At 59.3% G+C, this 22,154-nt stretch carries 26 protein-coding genes; 12 read left to right on the forward strand and 14 right to left on the reverse strand.

From position 1 onward, the window contains the following. Nucleotides 1-15: 15 nt before the first annotated feature. The 4 genes from ACQK2G_RS03735 to ACQK2G_RS03750 form a co-directional block, all read right to left on the reverse strand. On the reverse strand, nucleotides 16-393 hold the full coding sequence (locus ACQK2G_RS03735; protein ID WP_425403680.1) for a hypothetical protein: 378 nt from the start codon (nucleotides 391-393) through the stop codon (nucleotides 16-18). A 113-nt stretch (nucleotides 394-506) separates the two neighbouring features. Then, nucleotides 507-1,004, reverse strand: coding sequence for a GlcG/HbpS family heme-binding protein (locus ACQK2G_RS03740; protein WP_425403681.1), 498 nt, complete (start codon nucleotides 1,002-1,004; stop codon nucleotides 507-509). A 52-nt stretch (nucleotides 1,005-1,056) separates the two neighbouring features. After that, on the reverse strand, nucleotides 1,057-2,118 hold the full coding sequence (locus tag ACQK2G_RS03745; RefSeq protein WP_425403682.1) for a YeeE/YedE family protein: 1,062 nt from the start codon (nucleotides 2,116-2,118) through the stop codon (nucleotides 1,057-1,059). An 88-nt stretch (nucleotides 2,119-2,206) separates the two neighbouring features. Continuing rightward, complete coding sequence (locus ACQK2G_RS03750) at nucleotides 2,207-2,809, reverse strand: TetR/AcrR family transcriptional regulator (protein ID WP_425403683.1); 603 nt, start codon at nucleotides 2,807-2,809, stop codon at nucleotides 2,207-2,209. Nucleotides 2,810-2,954: 145 nt separating this feature from the next. Here ACQK2G_RS03750 and ACQK2G_RS03755 point away from each other — a divergent pair, with 145 nt between their 5' ends. Both ACQK2G_RS03755 and ACQK2G_RS03760 read left to right on the forward strand, forming a co-directional pair. Then, entirely contained in the window at nucleotides 2,955-3,827 is an 873-nt protein-coding gene (locus ACQK2G_RS03755; protein ID WP_425403684.1) for a shikimate dehydrogenase family protein, read from the forward strand. Beyond that, a complete protein-coding gene (locus ACQK2G_RS03760) occupies nucleotides 3,824-4,669 on the forward strand; it encodes an alpha/beta fold hydrolase (RefSeq protein WP_425403685.1) in 846 nt (281 codons plus the stop codon). The genes ACQK2G_RS03755 and ACQK2G_RS03760 overlap by 4 nt, the downstream gene beginning before the upstream one ends. Here the strand turns inward: ACQK2G_RS03760 and ACQK2G_RS03765 are convergent, their stop codons facing one another. Next, a complete protein-coding gene (locus tag ACQK2G_RS03765; RefSeq protein ID WP_425403686.1) occupies nucleotides 4,670-5,602 on the reverse strand; it encodes a DMT family transporter in 933 nt (310 codons plus the stop codon). A gap of 248 nt (nucleotides 5,603-5,850) precedes the next feature. Between ACQK2G_RS03765 and ACQK2G_RS03770 the strand changes: the two genes are divergently transcribed. Then, nucleotides 5,851-6,864, forward strand: a complete 1,014-nt coding sequence (locus ACQK2G_RS03770) for a N(4)-(beta-N-acetylglucosaminyl)-L-asparaginase (RefSeq protein ID WP_425403687.1) — start codon at nucleotides 5,851-5,853, stop codon at nucleotides 6,862-6,864. Between the two features lie 5 nt (nucleotides 6,865-6,869). On the opposite strand, the gene ACQK2G_RS03775 is transcribed toward ACQK2G_RS03770, so the two are convergent. Together ACQK2G_RS03775 and ACQK2G_RS03780 are read right to left on the reverse strand one after the other, a co-directional pair. Further along, a complete protein-coding gene (locus ACQK2G_RS03775) occupies nucleotides 6,870-7,544 on the reverse strand; it encodes a DUF1028 domain-containing protein (protein WP_425403688.1) in 675 nt (224 codons plus the stop codon). A gap of 4 nt (nucleotides 7,545-7,548) precedes the next feature. After that, nucleotides 7,549-7,965: a RidA family protein gene (locus ACQK2G_RS03780; RefSeq protein ID WP_425403689.1), complete on the reverse strand. Its 417-nt coding sequence runs from the start codon at nucleotides 7,963-7,965 to the stop codon at nucleotides 7,549-7,551. 314 nt (nucleotides 7,966-8,279) lie between these two features. Here ACQK2G_RS03780 and ACQK2G_RS03785 point away from each other — a divergent pair, with 314 nt between their 5' ends. Next, the gene (locus ACQK2G_RS03785) at nucleotides 8,280-9,563 is read left to right on the forward strand and encodes a flavin-containing monooxygenase (protein ID WP_425403690.1); all 1,284 of its coding nucleotides are present in this window, start codon (nucleotides 8,280-8,282) and stop codon (nucleotides 9,561-9,563) included. A 2-nt stretch (nucleotides 9,564-9,565) separates the two neighbouring features. Then, nucleotides 9,566-10,531 (forward strand): LysR family transcriptional regulator, encoded by a 966-nt coding sequence (locus ACQK2G_RS03790; protein ID WP_425403691.1) that lies wholly within the window; start codon nucleotides 9,566-9,568, stop codon nucleotides 10,529-10,531. Here ACQK2G_RS03790 and argE read toward each other — a convergent pair. Continuing rightward, on the reverse strand, nucleotides 10,520-11,662 hold the full coding sequence (argE, locus tag ACQK2G_RS03795) for an acetylornithine deacetylase (protein ID WP_425403692.1): 1,143 nt from the start codon (nucleotides 11,660-11,662) through the stop codon (nucleotides 10,520-10,522). The two genes, ACQK2G_RS03790 and argE, sit on opposite strands and share 12 nt — an antisense overlap. Nucleotides 11,663-11,827: 165 nt before the next feature. On the opposite strand from argE, the gene ACQK2G_RS03800 reads away from it, so the two are divergent. Then, nucleotides 11,828-13,510 carry a flavin-containing monooxygenase gene (locus ACQK2G_RS03800; RefSeq protein WP_425403693.1) on the forward strand — a complete coding sequence of 561 codons (1,683 nt, stop codon included), beginning with the start codon at nucleotides 11,828-11,830 and terminating at the stop codon, nucleotides 13,508-13,510. Between the two features lie 17 nt (nucleotides 13,511-13,527). Beyond that, on the forward strand, nucleotides 13,528-14,313 hold the full coding sequence (locus tag ACQK2G_RS03805) for an SDR family NAD(P)-dependent oxidoreductase (protein WP_425403694.1): 786 nt from the start codon (nucleotides 13,528-13,530) through the stop codon (nucleotides 14,311-14,313). 7 nt (nucleotides 14,314-14,320) lie between these two features. Here the strand turns inward: ACQK2G_RS03805 and ACQK2G_RS03810 are convergent, their stop codons facing one another. After that, nucleotides 14,321-14,956: a TetR/AcrR family transcriptional regulator gene (locus tag ACQK2G_RS03810; protein ID WP_425403695.1), complete on the reverse strand. Its 636-nt coding sequence runs from the start codon at nucleotides 14,954-14,956 to the stop codon at nucleotides 14,321-14,323. 266 nt (nucleotides 14,957-15,222) lie between these two features. Here ACQK2G_RS03810 and ACQK2G_RS03815 point away from each other — a divergent pair, with 266 nt between their 5' ends. The 3 genes from ACQK2G_RS03815 (at nucleotide 15,223) to ACQK2G_RS03825 (ending at nucleotide 17,928) form a co-directional block, all read left to right on the forward strand. Next, nucleotides 15,223-15,897, forward strand: coding sequence for a GntR family transcriptional regulator (locus ACQK2G_RS03815; RefSeq protein ID WP_425403696.1), 675 nt, complete (start codon nucleotides 15,223-15,225; stop codon nucleotides 15,895-15,897). 46 nt (nucleotides 15,898-15,943) lie between these two features. Continuing rightward, on the forward strand, nucleotides 15,944-16,756 hold the full coding sequence (locus ACQK2G_RS03820; RefSeq protein ID WP_425403697.1) for a class II aldolase/adducin family protein: 813 nt from the start codon (nucleotides 15,944-15,946) through the stop codon (nucleotides 16,754-16,756). Nucleotides 16,757-17,061: 305 nt separating this feature from the next. After that, nucleotides 17,062-17,928: a hypothetical protein gene (locus ACQK2G_RS03825; protein ID WP_425403698.1), complete on the forward strand. Its 867-nt coding sequence runs from the start codon at nucleotides 17,062-17,064 to the stop codon at nucleotides 17,926-17,928. A 104-nt stretch (nucleotides 17,929-18,032) separates the two neighbouring features. Here ACQK2G_RS03825 and ACQK2G_RS03830 read toward each other — a convergent pair whose 3' ends face one another. The 4 genes from ACQK2G_RS03830 to ACQK2G_RS03845 form a co-directional block, all read right to left on the reverse strand. Further along, nucleotides 18,033-18,431 (reverse strand): c-type cytochrome, encoded by a 399-nt coding sequence (locus ACQK2G_RS03830; RefSeq protein WP_425403699.1) that lies wholly within the window; start codon nucleotides 18,429-18,431, stop codon nucleotides 18,033-18,035. 90 nt (nucleotides 18,432-18,521) lie between these two features. Beyond that, a complete protein-coding gene (locus ACQK2G_RS03835) occupies nucleotides 18,522-19,112 on the reverse strand; it encodes a ferritin-like domain-containing protein (protein WP_425403700.1) in 591 nt (196 codons plus the stop codon). A gap of 137 nt (nucleotides 19,113-19,249) precedes the next feature. Continuing rightward, nucleotides 19,250-20,002, reverse strand: a complete 753-nt coding sequence (locus tag ACQK2G_RS03840; RefSeq protein WP_425403701.1) for an RNA polymerase sigma factor — start codon at nucleotides 20,000-20,002, stop codon at nucleotides 19,250-19,252. Between the two features lie 275 nt (nucleotides 20,003-20,277). Then, a complete protein-coding gene (locus ACQK2G_RS03845; RefSeq protein ID WP_425407698.1) occupies nucleotides 20,278-20,592 on the reverse strand; it encodes a hypothetical protein in 315 nt (104 codons plus the stop codon). Between ACQK2G_RS03845 and ACQK2G_RS03850 the strand changes: the two genes are divergently transcribed. Continuing rightward, nucleotides 20,494-20,799 carry a trimethylamine methyltransferase family protein gene (locus ACQK2G_RS03850; RefSeq protein ID WP_425403702.1) on the forward strand — a complete coding sequence of 102 codons (306 nt, stop codon included), beginning with the start codon at nucleotides 20,494-20,496 and terminating at the stop codon, nucleotides 20,797-20,799. The two genes, ACQK2G_RS03845 and ACQK2G_RS03850, sit on opposite strands and share 99 nt — an antisense overlap. On the opposite strand, the gene ACQK2G_RS03855 is transcribed toward ACQK2G_RS03850, so the two are convergent. Further along, the gene (locus tag ACQK2G_RS03855; protein WP_425403703.1) at nucleotides 20,694-20,975 is read right to left on the reverse strand and encodes a cupin domain-containing protein; all 282 of its coding nucleotides are present in this window, start codon (nucleotides 20,973-20,975) and stop codon (nucleotides 20,694-20,696) included. The two genes, ACQK2G_RS03850 and ACQK2G_RS03855, sit on opposite strands and share 106 nt — an antisense overlap. Nucleotides 20,976-21,206: 231 nt before the next feature. Here ACQK2G_RS03855 and ACQK2G_RS03860 point away from each other — a divergent pair, with 231 nt between their 5' ends. Further along, nucleotides 21,207-21,998 carry an SDR family NAD(P)-dependent oxidoreductase gene (locus ACQK2G_RS03860; protein ID WP_425403704.1) on the forward strand — a complete coding sequence of 264 codons (792 nt, stop codon included), beginning with the start codon at nucleotides 21,207-21,209 and terminating at the stop codon, nucleotides 21,996-21,998. The last annotated feature ends 156 nt before the right edge of the window (nucleotides 21,999-22,154 follow it).

Below are 22,154 nucleotides of genomic sequence, written 5' to 3' on the forward strand. Positions count from 1 at the left end.
CCCGGTCGGGATCGTCTAGCGGACCTTCCGCCAGACGATCCAGGCGAACAACGCCATGTTCGCGAACAGCACGATCGATGAGACCGCCGCGATGGGGTCACCCAGGGGGATATCCCCGCTGTAGATGATGAACAGTCCCGCCGTCAGGGTGATCAGGGCGAGATGGGCCACGATCATGTGAACCTTCGGCAGCGGACCTGCCGCCGTGTCTGGCCACATTTTGTATACCGCCGCATAGATCGTCATGCCGACCCAACCGAACAGCATCAGATGGGCATGCGTCGGCATCTGGCTGTGATCATGGCTGGCGGCCATATGCAGGCCTAGTGCCATACCGGCCAAGGCATAGAGAACGGAGGCGCGAAGAAAATGTACGGAAAGACTGCTTGTCATGTCCCTGCTCCGCAGAAGAGATACGGGAATGGCTCCCGCGGGAATACGATACGACAGTCTTTCCGGCGCGCAATAACAAAGCTGTTGAGCGACAATCAGTCGGTTCGAAGGCTTCAGTCCGCGAAATCGAGCCGGTCCTGGACGGCTTCAATTCCCGCGTTGGCGCAATTGGCGTCGATATCGCCACCGGGTGCGCCGGATACGCCGACCGCTCCGACCAGAGACCCGGCGGCACGGATCGGAATGCCCCCCTCCATAACGATGATGCCGTCCATATGGTTCAACTCGGCGCGGATATCGTCCCGCGAATCCCGCATTTCGACGGAAGCAACCCCGGACATGATGGAAAGGCCGGCTTTCCTTGCCGCGATTTCCAAGGTGTGGCGGCGGGCGAATGTATCCCGCTGCGACGCCATCGTATCCCCCGCGCGGTCCAGGACGACGGCGGCGACCTGATAGCCCATGTCGCGACAGCTCTGAACGGCGGCGCGCGCGATATCCGCGGCCAGATCGGACCCCATCAACCGCACCTTGATGATGTCTTCCGCCGATGCGACGGCCGAAACAGTAACGGCTCCGGCCAGACACGTCGCCAATATGGTCTTTTTCATTTTCCTCTCCTCCATTGATTGTTCTTTGTTGTGTTAGAAATCGAACATCGCGCTAGGCGATCGCATTCCTTGGCTGCTTCAGCGATTCAAAGCCGATGGCCAGTCCCGCCCCGACCCACATGCAAAACAGAGCTGCCCAAGCGGTCAGTGACATGACCGAGCCGCCGGTCACGCCTGCCCCCACAGCGCAACCGCCTGCCAGCATTCCGCCGAAACCCATCAGGACCGCCCCCGCCAGGTAGCGCATCATGCCGGTATGGGCGTCGAAGACTTGCATCTTGAATTCGCGTCGGAGAATGGCGGACAGGAAGGAGCCGGCGAACACGCCGGGGACGAGGCCGAGGCTGAATTCAAGCGTCATGCTGGGGGAGGTGATCAGTGCCATCAGCGTATCCGCGGACGGACCGGTAAAGCTTACGCTGTTGATGGCGACGGGCGAGAAGGAGACTCGCGACAGGGTCGCGGTGAACCCCCAACCTGCCGCGATCGTCAAACCGAGTGCGAAAGAGATCAAAGCAGTGCCCGGCCCCAGCCGTTCACGGGCGGCCAGCCAAACGGCCAGCATTAGTGTCGCAATGCCGAGTACGATTCCACTGTGTTCCGGGATCTGCTGCATCAAGTTTCGTGCCTCCGGGCCGATACTCCAGAGGCTGGAGAGGGCGACACGCAGAGGGGACAAGACGCCGGACAATGCGGCCTGCGCGACAACGGTCACGATCAGGCCCGTGACCAAGGCGCGCATGTTGCCGGTGCCGGACAGGACCAGCAATCGACTGGCGCATCCACGCGCCAGGATCATGCCGATGCCGAACATCAGTCCGCCGACGATCGCGCCCGACAGGGTGCCGACGCTGCTCAACTGCCGGACTTCCGATGCGTCTATCCAACCGCCTAGAAAAAGAACCTGAACAGCTGTCAGGGCCGCGCCAAAGACGATAAGCCAGACGGCGACGGACCGGCCCATCGTCATACGCCAGAATTCTAGACAGGCACTGCGCAGGCAGAACCGGCTGGCTTGGGCGAAGGCACCAAAGGCCAATCCGATTGCAAAGCCGCCGAGGCACGCTTTCGCCGGGTCAGAGACGATCTCACTGGCCAGCCATTCTTCGAGCATGGGACGATCCTCCACCACAGGGCGTCCCACGATACATACACATTCGTACATACACATTCAAACAAACGCATATGAAAATGTGAAAGGCCTATTGAAGAGAGAGTGTCGGAAGCATGCCAGTCATCATCCGGTCGACGGAACGCTCCACCTGCGCCTTGGTCTGGCCGTTCTTGCCCAGGACACGCAATCCTTCCAGGAAGGCTAGAATCGCGCGGGCGGTTTCCTTCGGGCGGTCTTCATCCAGATCGGGGGCCTGGCCTATGGCTGTTTCCAGCCGTGAAAGCATGGCAGAGAATATCTGCGCCGATTTTTCCGAGATCATTGGGTCATGCGGCCCCATTTCCACGGTCGCCTCGACCAGAAGGCAGCCGCGTTCCCCCGCCTTGCCGTGGGCGCGTGTTGCATGATGCTTGATCCAGGCGATGATGTCCGCCCGTGAAGCCTCTTGCGGCATCATGCGATCCATGGTCGCCAAAGCCTCGGCCCCATAGAGGTCCAGTGCTTCGTGAAACAGCGCCTGTTTGTCCTTGAATAGCTGATACAGGCTTCCGCGGCGGAGTCCTGTCGCCTGTTCCAACACAGGCAGGGAAGCGCGCTGGTATCCCAGCGACCAGAAAACCTCCAGGGCACGGGAAAGGGCTTCCTCACGCGAAACGATTTTTGGCCTGCCGACGGATCTCATCGCTTTCATGTGCCCATTTTACTGACTGATGCCAGCCTGAATAGCATATCGTTACGGAAAATTGACAGATCGGTCAAAAATAAATAATGACTGAATGGTCATAAAAAATGACCACTCGATTTCCCGGAGTGGCGTCTTTTTGTGGGGGAATTAAGTGTCACAGGCATTGAAATGGGATGTGACCGGCACGTTGGAGCAGGCACGGCGCGATCTGAAAGTCGCCGGTATGGCCAACCAGCTGCTTGCGCTGATGATCGGTAACCCGATCGCCCAGGTGAAAGCCCCTGCGATGTTGAACCCCCGCTTCGAAGCGGACGGAATTCCGGTTCGGATGATATCCATCGAGTTGCCGGTTGACGATTTCGATGCCGCCTATCGGGAAGCACTGTCCTTTCCGGATGTGGTGGCGGCGGTTATCACGGTTCCCTTCAAGGTACCGGCCTTGAAATTCTGTACGACGCTTGATCGGAATGCCGAATTGGCGGGCGCGACAAATCTGATGATGCGCTCGCGTGATGGCGGCTGGACCGGTTCCATGACCGACGGCCAGGGTTTTCTCACCGCATTGAAAGCGGCCGGGTTCGATCCGATGGGGCGCAGAGTCTACATGGCCGGCGCGGGTGGGGCGGGCAGCGGTATCGCGGCGGCCCTGCTTCTTTCAGGTATTGCCGCATTGGATGTTTATGACCCCGAAGAAGAGAAGTCGAAGCGATTGGCAGCGGCGCTGGGCATCACCTGTCTGGCCGAACCGCCTGGAAACCTCTCCGGATACGACTTGTTAATCAACGCAACCCCGTTGGGATTGAAGGAGCGGGATCCCCTGCCGTTCGATTTGTCGACCGCGGCACCGGACGCTTTCGTCGGCGATGTCATCGCCGAGCCGGAGTGCACCAGGCTGCGCGCCCTGGCGGCACAGCGTGGCCTGAAGAGCATCGGTGGATTGGACATGTTGAGACGGCAGATCGATGCCCTTTACCAAGGGGTGGTCAAAGCGGTTCAGGACAATATCGAAGGGGGCAAAGGATGACCTTGGCAGGATTTGAGCATTCCATGGTGAAGGCCGGTGACGTGAACATTCACGCGGTTGTCGGCGGACAGGGGTCGCCGCTGGTGCTGCTGCATGGTTTCCCGCAGACTTGGTGGGAATGGCGCAAGATGATGCCGCTTCTGGCGCCGCATCATACCGTGGTGGCCATCGATCTGCGCGGGGCGGGTCAGTCCGACTGCCCGCAAGGCGGATACGACAAAGCGCAACTGGCCGCCGATACCCATGCGGTCATGAACGCCCTGGGATATGAGAAATATGCTGTTTGCGGTCACGATATTGGTGGCATGGTTGGGCTGGCCCAGGCGGCCCTGTTTCGTGAGGCGGTGACGCATTTCGCCATCCTGGACGTACCCGTTCCGGGCTGGAGCCGCTGGGAAGCGATCTTCTCGGATCCCCGGGTCTGGCATTTCGCCTTTCACATGAAGGCGAACCTGCCGGAGCGGCTGCTTTACGGACGGGAATACGATTATGTCTCCACCTTCATTTTCGATCGCGCCTACGACCATGGCGCGCATGACACGGCTGATGTGAGAGTCTTCGCCGATGCCTTTGCCCAACCCGGCCGGACCCGCGGCGGGTTGGAATGGTATCGGGCCTTTCCGAAGGACCACGCCGACGCGTTGGAATGGAAAAAGGATCCGCTGCAAATGCCGGTTCTCGCCCTTGGCGGGGATCTGCGATGGGGACCCGAAATCGTTGCCATGATGCAGGAATTCGCAACGAACGTGACCGGCGGTGGCGTCGCGAAATGCAATCACTGGCTTCCAGAGGAAAGGCCGGTGGAAACCAGCGAAGCGCTTCTTGAGTTCCTGGCTCGATAGTCAGTCTGATTGGGGAGCTTGAGCCACTTGTACCGCTGCGGCCGTCTTGGCGGCTTTCTGTTCGCGATGAAAGATGTAGATGCCGCTAGCCGTGATCACGGCCGCGCCGACGATGGTGTATCCATCAGGCAGGTTGGAGAAGACGACGTAGCCGAACAGGGTCGCCCAGACCAGGCCTGAATAGGCGAACGGCATCAGTGCCGACGGCGGTGCCGATTGGAAGGCGCGGATCAGGGTAAAATGTCCCAGGGCGCCGAAGGTGCCCATTCCCGCCATCAGGCCCCATGCAGTCGGAGTCGGCGGGACCCATTCCAACGGCACGGCCATGCTGGATGCGACCATCCCGACCAGGCCGGTATAGAGCAGCGTGGTGTATGCGTCGTCATGCTGGCGCAGCATGCGGGTCGTCAGCTGATACAATGAGTTCGTGCAGGCGGCCGCGATGAGATAGAAAGCGGCGGCGGGAACTTCGCCCAATCCCGGCCGGACGATGATGAGCGCACCGGTCAAACCAGCCAGAACCCCCATCACGCGCCGGACCCCAATCCTTTCGCCCAGCAAGGGGACGGACAGGACGGTAATCAGAATGGGGCTGAGGAACATGATCGAACTGGCCATGGCCAGATCGATCTGCTGGATACCGGTGAAGAACAGATACGTCGTCGCCACAAGCATTGCCGATCTGAACAGTTGTAGCCAGGGGCGGTTGGTGCGGGCATATCGGAAGACCGTTCCCCGCAATAGAACCAGTACGACCAGGACGTGGAACATGAACCGCGCCCAAACGACCTCCATCACCGGCAGGCTCTGGGAAAGCTGCTTGGCGCAGGTATCTATCAAGACGAAGAACAGCGTCGTGATCAGCATCAGGAAGATCCCGCGCGGAATGTTGTCGTCTTGCAGAAATGCCGGGCGTGAGACGGGAAGCGCCATTCTATATTCGCCGTTGAGGCGATGCGGCGGGAATGCCGTTCATCGCGATGGGTCGTTAAAAAAGTGAGATTTGCGCGTGAATAAAAGGCGCCAACAAACCCCTGTAGCGCCGATCTCAATCGATGTAAATCGCGCGGGGCGTGTTTGTTCGGCGCTTGCCGTGAATGAGACCTTTTCCAACAGACGATTTGCGCGTGTCGGCAGGACAGCCCGACAATGCCTCGCAAGTATCGGTTGGGGGTGAGGAAATGCGTATCGTTTTGACCAATAACGAAGGGGCCAGTGGCATCGGTGCATCGGCCGCCCTGCTGACGGACGGCAAACCCGTCCTCGATGCGCTTGAGCAGGGTGTCCGGCGAGTCGAGGCGGACCCGGATGTCTGGACCGTCGGTCGTGGCGGTTGGCCGAGTTTGCTGGGGGAGGTCGAGCTCGACGCCTCGGTGATGGATGGCGACAACCTGCGGACCGGCGCTGTCGGCTCCGTGCGGGGCTTTCTGCATCCAGTCTCCATCGCCCGTCATGTCATGGAAGACCTGCCGCATGAAATCCTGGTGGGAGAAGGCGCCATGCGGTTTGCCAGGGAGATCGGGGCGGAACGCGGCGAGTTGTTGATGGAACATGCGCGCCGTGCCTGGGTGGCCTGGTACAAGGAGGAATTGACGGAGGAGCAGCGTTCCGCTTGGCCCGATACGCGCATGGCGGCGCTTTGCTGGCAATCGATGGACCCTGAGATCGGCAAGGATACGACGGTTTTCCTGGGCCAGGATCGTGCGGGCAGCATCGCCACCGCTACCAGTACTTCCGGCTGGGGGTGGAAATATCCAGGCCGGCTGGGCGACAGTCCTGTCATCGGCGCGGGTTCCTATGCCGACAGCCGTTATGGCGCCTGCGCCTGTACCGGTGTCGGGGAAATGACCATCCGCTGCGGCACCGCGCGTGCTGTCGTGCTTTACATGAAAAGCGGTATGTCCGTGGCACAGGCTGTGCGCGAAGCGGTCGAGGATATGCGAGCCCTGAAAGGCGGGTTGATCGGACGGGTCACGATTCACGCCATCGACGTGGCCGGTGGACACCATGTCGTCGCCGTGAATGGAAATCCGGGAAATCACTACTGGCTGTGGCGGGAAGGAGACGCGGAGCCTTCCCGTCACTCGGCCGAGATTATCACCCTGGTCGACAAGTCATCCGCCGCGCAGACCACTCATGCCCGCGCGGAGCGGTTTGCCAGGACGGCAGCGGAAGCGTCCGATACCGCGAATTGATATGACTATTCGTCCCCTGGAACCCCGTAGGATGGCGCTTCGCGCGGGTCCAGGGCGCGCTGGATATAGGCGTCCAATTGCGGTTTGTAGACCGACCAGGCCGTTGCGACGGCCTCGATCGGACATTCCTCCGTCCAGTCGCAGCGCAGGTCTGCGGCAGGCCAACTGACTTTATCGACGATTTTCATACCCGCTGAATGAACCGGGCCTGCTTCGCCGCCAGCGGCGAGGCCGGCGCGCATCGCCGCGATCAACCGGTCGCCGAGGTGACCGGAAGACGAGAGGAAGCCGTCGACGATTGCCTGCGGCACGCCGTCATTGGCCAACAGGTTGCCGCCGGCGGCCACGTTTTCCGCCATCGCCTGCGTCCAGATACCCAGCGAATTTGGGCCGGAATGGATTGCGGTTTGGCCTGCCTTATCCACGGCGAGTACCTGGCGATACTCAATGAATTTTCCGCGTTTCTGGATCTCGGCGATGGCATCCGCCGCACTCATGCCCTGTTCCATCAGGTCGAGTCCCAGCGGGCCCAACGTCGGGTCGGTGACATTTTGCGAGGCGACCGCGCCGACGCCCGCGCGGGCATAGGCACAGCGCGCGGCAACGGCGGGAGAGGAGGAGGAAATCGCGGTACCGAACATGCCGGTATCCGCACAACGAGCGACGAGGGAAAAAGTCATGGGCTCAGTCCGGGATCACGGCGGTGGCGTCGATTTCGACCAACCATTCCGGGCGGGCGAGGGCCTGTACGACAAGGCCGGTCGAAACGGGATGAACGTTCTTTATGTATTCACCCATTGTGCGGTAGACGGCCTCCCGGTGGCGCACATCAGTCAGATAGACGACGACTTTGACGAGATGATCCATGTTGCCGCCCGCTTCCTCGATCAACTGCTTGATATTCTGCATGACCTTATGGGTCTGTTCGACGGGATCGTGGCTTTCGATGTTCTTCGCGTCGTCAAGATTCTGCGGGCATTGACCGCGCAGCCACACGGTTTTGCCGCCATGGGTTACGACGGCCTGGCAAAGATCGTTGTCCAGGCTCTGTTCCGGATATGTGTCTTTGGTGTTGAACTTGCGGATGCGCGTGTGGACCATTTCGGTCTCCGTCAAAGTAGGGGGATGCGGTTGCGGTGGTCCAGGGTAACAGACCGCGACCACTATCCCACAGGCCGGACATTTCCCAAAGTACCGAGTTTCTCACCTTTGCTTCGGAATTTCCTAACCAGGGAGGTCCAGCGCCCTCGCCAGAAGAGCTATTTCTTTCCCCGATGGCCGTTGGTTCATGGGAAAGAAGATGATTAAGTTTTCGATAATCAAAGGTTACTGAATTCGTAATTTCCGAAGATGCGGGTATCTCCTAGGCTGTGGTCCGTGCAATGATCGTTCTGGATTGTGGGAAGGGGTCCGAAATGCCGGTAGAGAAGACAGATACGCTCGTCGTCGGCGGCGGCCAGGCAGGTTTGGCCATGAGTGAACATTTGAGCAGTTGCGGCATCCCCCATGTCGTTCTGGAACGGAACCGCATCGCCGAGCGTTGGCGCTCGGAAAGATGGGATTCGCTGGTGGCCAACGGGCCCGCCTGGCACGATCGCTTCCCGGGGATGGAGTTCTCCGGTATCGAGCCGGATGCTTTCGCGCCGAAGGAACAGGTGGCGGACTATTTGGAAGCCTATGCCAAAAAGATCGACGCGCCTGTCCGCTGCGGGGTCGAGGTGACCAGCGTGGCGCGGCTGGAGGGAAAAACCGGATTTCGCGCCGAAACTTCCGAAGGCGTCATAGAGGCGGAAAACGTGGTGGCTGCAACGGGCCCGTTCCAACGTCCCGTTATTCCCGCCATCGTACCGGATGGCGCGGTTCAGATGCAGCTTCATTCAAGCACGTATCACAATCCCGGTCAGTTGCCCGAAGGCGCGGTGCTGGTGGTCGGGGCCGGTTCTTCCGGCGTCCAAATCGCCGACGAACTGAACCGTGCAGGGAAGAAGGTCTATCTTTCCGCCGGTCCGCACGATCGGCCGCCGCGCGCCTATCGCGGCCGTGATTACGTCTGGTGGCTCGGTGTTCTTGGGCTCTGGGACCTGGATGTTCCCAAGGAAGGGGCGGAGCATGTGACGATTGCCGTCAGCGGCGCGCGCGGCGGGCAAACGGTTGATTTCCGGCGTCTGGCGTCGGAAGGGATCACGCTTCTCGGTGTGACGCAGTCTTACGAAAACGGTGTGCTGACCATCGCCGACGATCTGGCGGACAACATCGCCTATGGCGACCGGAACTATCTGTCGGTGCTGGACGAAGCGGATGCCTATGTCGAGCGCTACGGCCTCGACCTGCCGGAGGAACCGGAGGCCCGTCTGATCGCGGCCGATCCGCCTTGTGTGACCGATCCGATCCTGCAATTGGACCTCTCGGAAGCGGGCATCACGTCGATCCTGTGGGCCACGGGCTACGCGCTCGACTACGGCTGGCTGAACCTCGACGTATTCGATGAAAAGGGAAAACCGAGGCACCGCCGGGGTATTTCCGTTGTGCCCGGTCTTTATTTTCTCGGCTTGCCGTGGCTGTCACAACGCGGGTCCTCGTTCATTTACGGTGTTTGGCATGACGCCAAATACCTGGCGGACCACATCCTCAAGCAGAGCAAGTACCGCGCTTATGACGACTATGTGCACGACCGGAAAGCGCATGGGGAACAAGGCTAGGAATGCCGCTTCGCTTCACCCTGCGTCAGCTGGAATACTTCGTCGCGGTGGGCGAGGCGGGCAGCATTGCCGAAGCGGCGGAGCGGGTGAACGTTTCCTCTCCTTCTTTGTCAACGGCGATCTCCCAGCTTGAAACGGAATTCGGCGTCCAACTCTTCATCCGTCAGCACGCCCAGGGTCTGTCCCTGACGCCTGGCGGGCGCCGCTTCTATGTGGCGGCGAAGGCGGTGTTGGAGCGGGGCGCCGCATTGCATGACGTTGCCTCGGATATCTCCGAACAGGTCCGTGGGCCGATTTTTGTCGGGTGTCTCGTCACCGTCGCTCCCTTTGTTTTGCCGGAGATCCGCAAAGGCTTCGAGGATGCCAATCCGGAGGTGGATTTCCGTCAGGTGGAGGCGCATCAGGACGATTTGATCAGGATGCTCCGGCGGGCCGATATCGATGCGGCGCTGACCTACGACCTCGAAATTCCGCAGGATGTGCAGTTCGATCCGCTGGTTTCTCTGCCGCCGCATGCCTTGTTCGCGCCGGACCACCCTTATGCGAAACGGAAGTCCGTCAGTTTGAAGGCGCTTGCCGAAGAACCGCTGGTCCTGCTCGATCTGCCGGCCAGTCGCGACTATTTCATGGCCCTGTTCCAGGCGGCCGGCTTGCAGCCCAATGTACTGGAACGGACGGCGCATTTGCCCATGGTCCGGTCGATGGTGGCCAATGGGTTCGGTTACGGATTGCTGAATGTGCCCAGCATGAACGCGGACGCGCCCGACGGAAAACCGCTGCGCTATGTTCCGCTGCGGGACGATGCCAGGCCCGTGTCGCTTGGTCTGGCCACGATGTCGTCCGACCGCAAATCCCGGATCGTTACCGCGTTCGCCGAACATTGCCGCGCCAGGATCACCCAGGATGCGGCACCCGGCATGAGCCTCCTGAAAGGACGGTCTCGGCCGCGCCCCCGGTCAGGCCGCTAGCCTTTCCACCAGAGCATTCAGCATCCGGTCGCATTTCGCCATCTGGTCGACGGTAATGAATTCGTCCGGCTTGTGTCCCTGCGCCATGGATCCCGGTCCGCAGACCACGGTCGGAATGCCCAACCGGTTGCTGAACAATCCGCCCTCCGTTCCGAACGCGATCTTGGTCGTGCTGTTTGCGCCCGTCAGGGATTGGACAAAGCGGATTATGTCCGCATCCAGCGGCGTATCTAAGCCGGGATAGCTGTTGACCACATCTATGCTGATTCCAGCGCCTTCGCCGAAGTTTTGAGCAATTGTTTGCGCTTCTTCTTCGATCCGGCGGAGGATCGCGGCGGGATCGTCGGATTGAATGTTTCGGATCTCGAAATCGATCCGGCACTCGTTGGGAACGATATTCAAGGCCGTGCCGCCGGCGATGATGCCGGCATGGACGGTCGTGTAGGGGATGTCGTAGGCATCGTCCTTGGCGGCCGAAGCAGCGATCTCTTCCTGAACCCGGCGCAGCATCTCGATGAAGGCGGCACCGATCTGGATTGCGTTGACACCGGTCGGCGCGAGGGCGGAATGGACGGACAGTCCTGTGCAGATTGCGCGCGCAGCGGTCTTTCCCTTATGCCCGTTGGCGACAACCAATTCCGTCGGTTCCCCCACGATGCACATGGCTGGTTTCACCGGTGCCGCGTCCAGCATGTCCAGCAGGCGCCGCACGCCGACGCAGCCGATCTCCTCGTCATAGGAAAGTGCCAGATGCAACGGCGTCGCCAGTGGGCGGTTCGCCGCGTCAATAGCGGCGCGGATGGCGCAGGCGACGAAACCCTTCATATCGGTCGTGCCGCGTCCGTATAGTTTTCCGTCCCGCTGCGTCATTTTGAAGGGATCGACGGTCCAGGCCTGCCCCGTCACCGGCACCACATCCGTGTGGCCGGAAAGCATCACGCCGCCGCTATCCGAGCCGCCTACAGTTGCGTATAAGTTCGCGCAATGGCCGGCATCGTCCTCGACCAGGATGCTTTCTATGCCGGCTTGATCCAGCAGACCGCGCACATAGTCGATCAGGGACCGGTTCGGCGTACGGCTCACCGTGTCGAAGGCTATCAGTTTCTCGAGGATCTCAACGCTGGTCGGCATGGCTGGTTCCAAAATTGTCAGGTCGCCATCACTAGCGCATCTGGCATTGCCCTCCAATTCGCATTTCTTGAACCAGGGGAACGGGATTGTTTAGCGTAGAGCCGTTTGCAAAAAATGAATCATGGTTCATTGTTTCGGTCGGCGTGAATCAGCAGCGGGGCGACCATGAGCGAGGCAGCGATAACCAACGGCATCGGATACGGGGGGCAATCGACCGGAAACCAATATGACGCCGTCATCATCGGCGCCGGGTTTACGGGGCTCTACCAACTGCATTTGCTGCGGGATCGGCTGGGATTGAAGGTTCGGGTTCTGGAGCGCGGCGACGGTGTCGGCGGCACCTGGTACTGGAACCGGTATCCCGGTGCACGCTGCGATTCAGAGAGCCATTCCTACTGCTATTACTTCAATGACGAGATTCTACAGGAATGGGAGTGGTCCGAACGGTATCCGCAGCAGCCTGAAATCGTACGCTACCTCAATTTTGTCGCCGACAAGCTTGTGCTCAAGGACGATATTCAGTTTGGCGCGAATGTCACCGCCGCCCGCTATGACGAGGCGGCCAATCGCTGGCAGGTGGAAACCGAAACGGGAGAGGTTTTCACCGCCAAATATTTCATCACCGGCGTCGGCTGCCTGTCATCCGCGAATGTCCCGGATATTCCCGGCCGGGACAGTTTCAAGGGCGATTGGTACCACACCGGTCAATGGCCGCATGAGGGGGTGGATTTCACCGGCAAACGGGTCGGGCAGATCGGCACCGGTTCGACCGGCATTCAGGCGGTTCCCGTCATAGCCGAAACGGCCGCACATCTGACCGTCTTTCAGCGCACGGCAAATTACAGCATCCCGGCCCAGAACGGCCCCCTGTCCGACGATTTCAAGCGATGGGCCAAGGAGAATACCGATGAGATCCGCAAGACAATGCATGCTTCGTCGAACGGGCATCCTTTTCTGATCGCGGATCGGAAGGTTTTCGACGTCGGCGAGGCGGAAAGACAGGAGATTTATGAGAAAGCCTGGGAGTTCGGCGGACTGAGATTTCGTGCCACCTTTCATGACCTCCTGCTCGACAAGGCGGCCAACGATACGGCGGCGGATTTCCTGAAGTCGAAGATCCGCGAGATCGTCGAGGACCCCCAAACGGCCGAGACATTGGCGACGATAGATCACCCCTTCGCGACCAAGCGCCCGCCGATCGATACCGGTTATTTCGAGGCCTATAACCGCGACAATGTCAGTCTGGTCGATTTGCGGAAGACGCCGATCGTCGAAATAACTGAAACCGGAATCCGTACGACGGATGCCGAATACGACCTCGACATCATCGTTTTCGCCACCGGCTTCGATGCGATGACCGGTTCCCTGTTGAAATTGGGGATCGTCGGCCGGGAGGGGATGCCCCTGTCGAAAGCCTGGGAGGCGGGACCGCGCACCTATCTCGGGCTTCAAGTCGCGGGGTTCCCTAACATGTTCACTATCACCGGGCCCGGCAGTCCCTCGGTGCTCTGCAACATGCCGGTCGCCATCGAACAGCATGTGGAATGGGTGGCGGACTGCATTGAGCATATGGAAAAGAACGGCATCGATCGGATTGAAACGACGGAGGAGGCGATGGCCGGCTGGGTCGATCACGTCAACGATGCGGCGAATGCCACACTACTGCCGCAAGCCGGTCATTCCTGGTATCTGGGGGCGAACGTGCCAGGCAAACCGCAGGTCTTCATGCCCTATGCGGGTGGCATGGCGCGGTACCGTTCAATCTGTGACGAGGTTGCGGCGGAGGGGTATCGCGGTTTCGTTTTCTCCGGCGCGGGGGCGCCGTCAAACAGACAAGCCGCGCAGTAACGGGGGAAGCGAAGAACATGTCCGGAATTGGTAGCTTGGACGGCCGGGTCGCGGTCGTTACGGGTGGGGCCAGCGGGATCGGGGCAGCCTGTTCCCGGTTGCTGGCTGAACGCGGCGCAAAAGTAGTGATCGCGGATCTGAATGAGACTGGGGCTCTGGACGTCGCCGCCGAGCTCGGCGGTGCCGGTTACGGAATCGACGTGCGTGATGCCGCAGCCATCGAGGCGTTGGCGGAGCGAAGCGAACGTGAGGTGGGGCCGACGGACATTCTCGTCACATCGGCCGGCATCGTGCAGGCGCCGCTGCCGCCGGAAGACCTGCCGTTGGATCTTTACGACAATGTCGTCGCCATCAATCTGCGCGGCACCTATCTGACCGCCAGGGCCTATGGCGGCCTGATGGTGAAAAGACGCCGCGGTTCGATCGTGACGATCAGCTCGGTGACCGCCGAGCGTTCGGTGCCGCTGCATGCTTATGCGCCGACCAAGGCGGCGGTAACCAATCTGACCATGGGGCTTGCGGCGGAGTGGGGGCGTGCAGGCGTGCGCGTCAACACGGTGGAGCCGGGCTACACGCGGACGCCCGCGTTGCAGGACCAGATCGACAAGGGAAACCGCGATCCTGCCCTGCTGGAGGCGAACTCAACGCTCGGCCGCATGGTGGAGCCGGAGGAAATCGCAAAAGCAGTAGCATTTCTTGCCTCGGATGAGGCGTCGGCGATCACGGGTATCGCCATGCCGGTCGATGCGGGGTTCTTCTGTGCCGGAACCTGGCATCCGTATGGCGGGGTGCGCGACCGCTAAGGCCGTTCTACGAGAAGAGGCCGGATGTCAGGATCTTCATATAGGCCTTGATGACATGCTCCGGCACCGGTCCGGCATGACCATGTTCATCGCGGGCGTAACGCATGGCTAGATAGGACCGTGCCGCTAGTAAGACGTAGATCACGGCTTCAAACTCGTCCTTGTCGAAACCGTTGATTTCGCCGCGCGCCGCCGCGCGGTTCAGGCCGTTCCGATAGCCTTCCACCAGCACCCTGAAATGTTCCTTATGGGCTTTCGGTGCGAATACCTCCGCTTCATACAGGATGCGGTAGAAGCCGGGGTGCAGGTCGAGATAGTCGAAGAATGCTCTCAACCGCGCTTCCTCGCGCGCGGGGCCGGTCATGTCACGGGGCAGGGATTGCGCGATATGGTCCAGCATCTGCCGCCCCATGTAAGGAAGCAGCTTGTCCAGGATGTCCTGGCGAGAGTGGAAATAGTTATAGAAGGTTCCTTGGGCCACACCCGCCAGCTTGGTGATCTTTGCGATCGATGCCTCGGCATAGCCGTCGCTTCCGACGACATCCGCGGCTGCTTCAAGCAGCAGTCGGTGGGTCGCGCGCGCTTTTTCCTCGCGCGTCTTACGCCGGGGCGGAGATGATTTGATGACTGCCACTTTACTCATGGGGCAGGCGTCCACGCCATCAGGACGTCTCCTGCCAACGAAAACGTTCGCTCGCGGTGGGTAAAACGATTGCTTTGCTGCGGCGATTGGTGCCTTCGATCATTCATACTTTCGACCTTCTTTTCCTGAGCCGTTGATGCAGTTTGTGGCCCCGTACTGCCCGGGGTCAAGCGATGCCATTTCCAAACAAATGTGATTGATCAGTCGGAGTTTTTATATTACTGAATTCAGAATTCAGAGTGCGAACTTTTGTTGGGATGTTTGTCTTGAGCGTCATACGGGCGGTGCCGAACCTGACCGATCAGGTCTATCAATTGGTTGTCGATGAAATTTGCGACGGCGTTCTGCCGGCCGGTGCGCATCTGGTGCAGGAACGACTGGCGGAGCGGTTCGGTGTTTCCCGACAGCCGGTTCAACAGGCGATTGCGCTGTTGAAGGCGGATGGCCTGATCGAGGAAGTCGGAAAGCGCGGCATGCAGGTCGCGTCGCTCGACCTGCCGGCAATGCGGCATCACTATCAACTGCGCGGCGCGTTGGACGGTTTGGCCGCGCGCTTGGCGGCCGAGCGCGTCGTCTGTAATCCCGACCTGTCTCGGGATTTCGAAAAACGGGGGTTGGATATCGTCGCGCGAGGGTTGAAGGCGGTGCGCAGCGGCAGCGTGGGCAACCAGATCCGTGAGGAAAGCGCCTTTCATTTTTTCGTCTACGAGATTTCCGGCAATCCATTGATGGCGAAAAGCGCGGAACCGCATTGGCGCTATCTGCGCCGCGCCATGGGTGATCGATTGCGGGAGACGCCGCAGCCGGAAACGATATGGGAACAGCACCGGGGCATCCTGGAAGCCATCATCGCCGGCGCGCCGGACGAGGCGGAAAAGCGTGCCAAAGATCATGTCGCCTTGGCGACGGAAATGCTGATCGAGAAATTCTCGATGGAATAACGCTCATCGGCCGAATACGGACCGACAACACATAGGGAAGAAACAAATGATCGATCTTGGAAACCGGGTTTCCGTCTATCAGCCCTCCCAGGAGGGCCTGAAATTTCCGGAAGAACCGAAGCTGAATTCAAACGAGGAAATCCGTCTCGATCGTAAGAAGCGGCTGGTTGCGGCCTGCAGGGCATTCGCCCAACAAAAATTCGACTATGGTTTTGCCGGACACCTGACGATCCGTGATCCGGAACATCCCGAGCTCTATTGGACCAATCCGATGGCGGTGCATTTCGATCAGGTGAACCTATCCAACCTGATCCTGGTAGATCACAAGGGCAAGGTGATCGAAGGGGATTATGCGGTCAACCAGGCGGGTTTCATTCTGCATGGCGCCGTTCATGAAGAGCATCCCGATATCCTCGCGATGTGCCATGCGCATACTTTGTACGGAACGGCGTTCGCGTCGCTCGGTCGGCCGCTCGACCCGATCAGCCAGGACGCCTGCGCCTTTTTCGAGGACCATGTCGTGATCGCGGAAGAGGCCGGGCATGTTGCGGTGGAAGACGACGCAGGACCGAAAGTCGCTTCGGCGTTCAAGGGGGTGAAGGCGGCGATCCACCAGAACCACGGGCTGCTGACCGCGAGCCGCCACAGCATCGACTCCGCCGCCTTCTGGTTCATCGCGCTGGAGCGCTGCTGTCAGCAGCAATTGATGATCGAACAGACCGGAATCAAACCCACTTTCGTTCCGGAGCAATCTGCCCGGTACAGCCGAGAGCATGTCGGAAGCGACTATATCGGCTGGCTCCACTTTCAGCCGATCTACGAACAATTGTCCGTGACACAGCCCGACATGTTCCATTGATCGAATACAATGGCGCCCCCTCAAAAGGGGAAGTCATTGCGGTCGGACAATCGCGACCGTCCACCTCGACCAGGATGTCTTATCGTTGGCGCGCTGAGTTGCGGCGGCCGCGACGTTGGTCAACGGTTTTTGTCAGTGCCGGCATAATGTGAATGTGTATTTGCATTTTGGCGGCACGGTAGCGAGATCTGTCGACAATTGTTGCATAATATTGTGTTAAAGCTGCGGCAGTTTGGGAAAATTCCGGAACTGCATGGTACATGCATCTCAGGATTCTCCCTCAATACCGCGACAAGGGGGAAACAATGAAAAAATTAGCGGTTCTCGCCGCGGCCGGTGCAATCCTGGTGGGGTTTGCAGGAACGGCCGGCGCAACAGCGGTCAGTCTTGCAGGCCTCAATACCGGTTTTACTGGTCATTCCTCGCTAACCGATAGTTGGTTTTACAACTTCAATGGCGTGCGGAGTCCCGCAGACAATCCGGGCGATCGTTACGGTAACCGGCATCTGCCGACTAACGGTCCCACGCCGAATAGCGGTTATGACGTTAAGAGCAGTTCCCCGAACAACGATTTGGTTTTCGGTGAGGCACTGCGAAGCAATGGCAATTTTGTCAGCGGCCTAGGATTGACGGTGACGGGGGCGGTTGATTTCGGTTCCAGCATTACCTCGCCGGTTCGGATCATCGAAGACATTTGGAACGACAGCAATCGCCACCATCATGGTATCGGTGTTTATCCGCATAGCGAAAGCACGTCCGAAGAGCAGGTCAACGCCGGACTCGGGTTCAATCAGTTCCTTATTTTGGATTTCAACCAAACGGTAAGTTTGGCTGGTTTCGATTTCGCCGGCGGCGACCATCATGCTTGCGACAGCAGCAGCAACAATTGCGGCGGCTGGGAGTTATACGATTTCAGTAGCGGCGTTCTCGGTTCGGTCCTTCAAGCCGGGGCCCTGAATGACAAGGATTTTGAGGTTTTTGAACCGATCATCGGCCAGACTTTCGCGCTTCGCTCCGTCATGGGGCAGGGCGTCGGTGAGAGCGGCTGGTATCTGTCGGGTGTAGCAGGTGCGGTCGCGCCTGTGCCATTGCCGTTGCCGTTCGTGATGCTGGCGACAGCCCTCGCGGCGTTCGGTCTATTGCGACGGAAACAGACCGGTTCCGCAGTCTGAACCAGACAACGCGCTATTCTGCTGCGGCCATCCGAGATCCCCGGGACTTTTCCCGGGGATTTTTTTGAGACGGTTTCTCGATGCACAATCGCGTATCCAAAGGTCTATCTGCAATTGGCTGAATTGGATGTTGCCGAGGCTAAAAAGAGAATCAGAGCCCTGCGATCATTGACGTTCTTGATCCCTGCATAGCCCATGGTCGTTCCAGGTAGAAAGTCCAGAGGGGCTTCGAGAAACCTATCCAGGGTTTCCTCGGTCCAGATAATCCCCGACTCGCGCATTGATTTTGAATAGGGGAAATCGTCGATTGAACCGGCTTTACGCCCAAGGATATCACAATGCAGGGGGCCGACCCTGTTTCTCTCGAGGGAATGACATCCTTGGCATCGAGTGTATAAGGCTGCTCCGCGTTTCAAATCCTCCGCCTCATTGGCGAATCCGGACGGCGCAGCAAGACATAGAAAGCCACTTATCAGCAGAATTTTCCTGAACATTCTTCGCATCCATGCATTCGTGACGCCCAAAAAACTGCGTCACGACGAAATTGGACGCGCCACGTTTGGAAACGTGGCGCGTGGCGGCAAAACAGGGTTTCAGGATAGGAAAGCGCCGGGTACCGGTTCTTCCCCGAGTGCTTGGCGCAGGACCGCCCAATGCATCGCCTCGTCACCGAGAATTGATGCCGAGACCCTGGATAGTTCCCTGTCGGCGAATAGCGGCACAGCGCCGAGATAGGCGCTCACCGCGCCTTTTTCTAGACTTGCGGCAAAGCGCAGAACGTCCTGCTCCGACGTCAGTTCGTCGGTCGGGAAGTCATATTGCGATTTGGAAGAGATTGCGGACCCACCCAATTTTTCCACGGTAGCTGAAAGTGCCTCCGCATGTTCCTTGTGGTGCCCTTGAAATTGAACTGCAAGGTCGAGACTTGGCGCGCGCAGCAACCCGCTTTCGGCGCCAAGTTGATAGGCGGCGACAGCCTCCAATTCGGCACCGAGAGCGGTATTCAAAATGCGGATATCCGTTTCGACCGCCTCCGCACTGTTTGTCTGCGCTGCGGCCAGGCTGTCTTTCCCGGCCATCAGCGCTACGGTCGCACCGGAAAGTGTCGCCGCGCCGAATGAACGGACCAGATGACGTCGGTCGATACGGCGGTCCAAGAAAGTTGAGGGGAATTCAGATTTCATTTCTCACTCCTGATACGGGGATGGTTCCGGCGCCGAACATCGGTTTCGTCCAGCGCGCCGCACCATTTTGTGCGGCTTCAGGGTGTTGACGATTGAAGGCCCGAAAGGTTCCCGGGGGCGGCTAGTTCCGCGTGCCCCTAATTATGTTGTCCGATCCTTCGTTGCTGTTGGTTGTGCGGTTTGACGCGCTCCAGTCTCTGCAAGACCGATGCGACAATTCGGTCGCATCGCGCGCCCGCAATCTGGAATGCAACTGGCAGGAGGGGATCAACCGCGCTGCCGAGATGTTCCTGCATCAAGCGCCGCGCGCGGTGGAGCCGGGTTTTCACCGTCGCCTCAGGAATCGAAAGGGTATAAGCGGTGTCTTCCGTGCTGAGGCCATCGATTTCGCGCAGTATGAATACCGTCCGGAAATCCGAAGGAAGGTCGAGGACTGCGTCTTCCAACCGCTGTCGCAGTTCGGCGCTGGAAGCGAGTGTCTCAGGCGTGATCGTGTCGGGTGGAAGTGACTGGTCGCCACGCGAGAAGGCTGTATTTTGATCCAGGGGAAGGGAGCCGTCCGTCTCCAGTGAGACGGTTGCCCGATGTTTGCGAAGACGACCGAGTGCTTCATTCATGGCTATCCTGGACAGCCAAGCCAGAATTGAGTTGGGGCCGTGAAAGCTGCTCATCTTGGCATACGCCTTTACATAGGTTTCCTGAACGACATCCTCGGCCTCGCTGCGGTCCCTCACGACGGAAATCGCGATGCGGTAGAGACGCTGATTGCATCGGCGCATAAGAAGCTCGAAGGCATGAGTGTCGCCTTCGATAATACGCTTCGCTAAATCAAGGTCTGTTTCATCATTGAGCATATCGGCAGGCGCCCTTGCCGCCGGTTCCATTTTCATATGTCTTGCCTCAGCATCCCGGGTGAACGTCGGATCCGTACTCTCCTTTAGATGCATTGGATGCAAAAAGGTTCCCGATCTCGTTTTCGAACAGGCAAACGAGGTTGGATTACTACACCACGTTTCTGTTCCGAGCGCATCTGTGTGCCAACGGTTGAACTGGTCCGGGCTGCTTCCGGCAAGGGCTCAGATCATGGTGTGACCACGCTCGGCAGCCAGAGGGCGATATCCGGAAACATGATGACGATAGCCAAGGTTATCAGTTGAAGCAGGTTTTAGACGACGATCAATGCGGTCGACCCGAATGTCAGCCAAATCAACTGGCCGCAGGCGCCCATGGTTTGACGCAGCGCCTCGCCGAACCTTTTACAGGTGAGCTTGCCGCGCAGCCAGTCGGCCAGTAGTGCGCCGTTCCCGTCTACGAATTGCTTCGGAACAAAGAGCACATCAATCTTGAGATGTATGCGGCGGGCTGGCTCGAAGGCGGAATAGTGACCAGTTTCGAAAAATACGTCATGGATCTTGACCATATCGGCGCGTTGCACCGTACCATGCAGGGCCTTTCGTTTGACGATAACCAAATGGCCCAAGACGGAAAACGGAAGCGCCAGGCGCGCGCGGTTTTTCGTGGCAAAGCAAAAGGCGGAAATGCCGGACCGCTGGTGCTGATGCCGGACGACCGGAGGAATGCCTACGGGTTTTGCCGCCGTCCTGCCAGAAAGGTAACGCCCGCCGGGCCCGATTTTTCGCTATGCAGGCAACCCGCCGGGAGCTTGAACTCGTCCCCGGTGCCATAGATCGTCGTCTTCCCGTCGATTGTGATGTGGAACTCCCCGGACGTGACCAGACCCCAGGCATCGAAATCATGGGTGTGATCGCCGAGCCCCTCGTTCGGGCCCAACTCGCGCGGTACGACCTTGTATCCCTCCGCCCCGACGCGCGCTTCGAATTCCGCCATGCCGGTATTCGTCATCTCGTATCCTCCCGGGAATTCTGTGACTGATAATGTTCAGAATACCGCAAATGGGGTGAGGGTGTTAGATCAGAGCTTGTTCGGGTGATCGCTCACCACCAAGCTGAGCGGCATTGCGCTTAAAGTGCCTTTCGTTCGGTCGGCCGTTACAGTCCGGGGCATGTGATCTATGTATATGGCGGTGTATCGGCTGATGAATAGCCGAACCGATAAACGATGGGAGGAATAGGGGTGCAGGAAAAGACACTGACGGGAAAAAAGGCCGTCGTCACCGGTGCAAGCAAAGGGATCGGCCGTGCCATCGCGGATCGGCTTGCCGCGGAAGGCTGTGATGTTTTTCTCTTGGCCCGGTCGGACGGAGCCTTGGCCGCGGCAGCCACCGAGATCGAAGCAGCGCACGGATGCGCGGCGGCCTACCATGCGGTGGACCTGAAGACCCTCTCAGGCTGTGAGGAGGCCGCGGCCGCGATCGGCGACCGTTTCGACCAGGTCGATATCCTGGTCAACTGTGCGGGCGATACCAAGGCCGGTGTGTTCCCGGATCAGCCGGATTCTGATTGGCTGGATGGGTTCGATTTGAAGTTCCATGGGGCGGTGCGCCTTACAAGGCTTCTGTGGCCGGCTCTGAAGGCAGCCAGGGGAGCCGTGGTCAATGTTGGCGGTGCGGCTGCCTATACCCCCGGGGCGGGCTTCATGGTCGGCGGGGCGGTCAATGCCGCGCTCGCCCATTTCACGAAATCCTTGTCCAAACAGGGGCTGAAGGACGATGTGAACGTCAATATCGTGCATCCCGGCATGACGGTGTCGGACCGGATGCAGATGTTGCTGGAACAGCAGGCGAAAAACGAAGGCATTTCCGTTGAGGAAGCGCGGGAACGCAATGTCAGCGGCGCCGGGATCCGCCGACTGGGGCAACCTGAGGACGTGGCGAACGCCGTTGCGTTCCTATGCTCGCCGGCTTCGCGGCATATTCAAGGAGTTCAGATCGCCATCGACGGCGGGGCCACGGGGGGCATGCACTGAGCCGCCGTCTTGGCACATGCCTGGTCGATCTCAATTTCAGCAGTAAGAGGGGGAGCAATCGGCCCCATGAGGAAAGTGATCGATTTCCGTCTGAGACCTACTATAACCTTCGGCGAACATGCGCGGCTTCGTATGTTCGGAAAACCGTTATGGCCG

The sequence above is a fragment of the Hwanghaeella sp. genome (assembly GCF_965227365.1).
Taxonomy (GTDB): Bacteria; Pseudomonadota; Alphaproteobacteria; order UBA8366; family Aestuariispiraceae; genus Hwanghaeella.

What these genes read in the sequence shown, in the direction of transcription:
- ACQK2G_RS03735 (WP_425403680.1), bottom strand. Translation starts at nt 393, where the DNA reads ATGACAAGCAGTCTTTCCGTACATTTTCTTCGCGCCTCCGTTCTCTAT.
- ACQK2G_RS03740 (WP_425403681.1), bottom strand. Translation starts at nt 1,004, where the DNA reads ATGAAAAAGACCATATTGGCGACGTGTCTGGCCGGAGCCGTTACTGTT.
- ACQK2G_RS03745 (WP_425403682.1), bottom strand. Translation starts at nt 2,118, where the DNA reads ATGCTCGAAGAATGGCTGGCCAGTGAGATCGTCTCTGACCCGGCGAAA.
- ACQK2G_RS03750 (WP_425403683.1), bottom strand. Translation starts at nt 2,809, where the DNA reads ATGAAAGCGATGAGATCCGTCGGCAGGCCAAAAATCGTTTCGCGTGAG.
- ACQK2G_RS03760 (WP_425403685.1), top strand. Translation starts at nt 3,824, where the DNA reads ATGACCTTGGCAGGATTTGAGCATTCCATGGTGAAGGCCGGTGACGTG.
- ACQK2G_RS03765 (WP_425403686.1), bottom strand. Translation starts at nt 5,602, where the DNA reads ATGGCGCTTCCCGTCTCACGCCCGGCATTTCTGCAAGACGACAACATT.
- ACQK2G_RS03770 (WP_425403687.1), top strand. Translation starts at nt 5,851, where the DNA reads ATGCGTATCGTTTTGACCAATAACGAAGGGGCCAGTGGCATCGGTGCA.
- ACQK2G_RS03775 (WP_425403688.1), bottom strand. Translation starts at nt 7,544, where the DNA reads ATGACTTTTTCCCTCGTCGCTCGTTGTGCGGATACCGGCATGTTCGGT.
- ACQK2G_RS03780 (WP_425403689.1), bottom strand. Translation starts at nt 7,965, where the DNA reads ATGGTCCACACGCGCATCCGCAAGTTCAACACCAAAGACACATATCCG.
- ACQK2G_RS03785 (WP_425403690.1), top strand. Translation starts at nt 8,280, where the DNA reads ATGCCGGTAGAGAAGACAGATACGCTCGTCGTCGGCGGCGGCCAGGCA.
- ACQK2G_RS03790 (WP_425403691.1), top strand. Translation starts at nt 9,566, where the DNA reads ATGCCGCTTCGCTTCACCCTGCGTCAGCTGGAATACTTCGTCGCGGTG.
- argE (WP_425403692.1), bottom strand. Translation starts at nt 11,662, where the DNA reads ATGCCGACCAGCGTTGAGATCCTCGAGAAACTGATAGCCTTCGACACG.
- ACQK2G_RS03800 (WP_425403693.1), top strand. Translation starts at nt 11,828, where the DNA reads ATGAGCGAGGCAGCGATAACCAACGGCATCGGATACGGGGGGCAATCG.
- ACQK2G_RS03805 (WP_425403694.1), top strand. Translation starts at nt 13,528, where the DNA reads ATGTCCGGAATTGGTAGCTTGGACGGCCGGGTCGCGGTCGTTACGGGT.
- ACQK2G_RS03810 (WP_425403695.1), bottom strand. Translation starts at nt 14,956, where the DNA reads ATGAGTAAAGTGGCAGTCATCAAATCATCTCCGCCCCGGCGTAAGACG.
- ACQK2G_RS03820 (WP_425403697.1), top strand. Translation starts at nt 15,944, where the DNA reads ATGATCGATCTTGGAAACCGGGTTTCCGTCTATCAGCCCTCCCAGGAG.
- ACQK2G_RS03825 (WP_425403698.1), top strand. Translation starts at nt 17,062, where the DNA reads ATGAAAAAATTAGCGGTTCTCGCCGCGGCCGGTGCAATCCTGGTGGGG.
- ACQK2G_RS03830 (WP_425403699.1), bottom strand. Translation starts at nt 18,431, where the DNA reads ATGCGAAGAATGTTCAGGAAAATTCTGCTGATAAGTGGCTTTCTATGT.
- ACQK2G_RS03835 (WP_425403700.1), bottom strand. Translation starts at nt 19,112, where the DNA reads ATGAAATCTGAATTCCCCTCAACTTTCTTGGACCGCCGTATCGACCGA.
- ACQK2G_RS03840 (WP_425403701.1), bottom strand. Translation starts at nt 20,002, where the DNA reads ATGAAAATGGAACCGGCGGCAAGGGCGCCTGCCGATATGCTCAATGAT.
- ACQK2G_RS03855 (WP_425403703.1), bottom strand. Translation starts at nt 20,975, where the DNA reads ATGACGAATACCGGCATGGCGGAATTCGAAGCGCGCGTCGGGGCGGAG.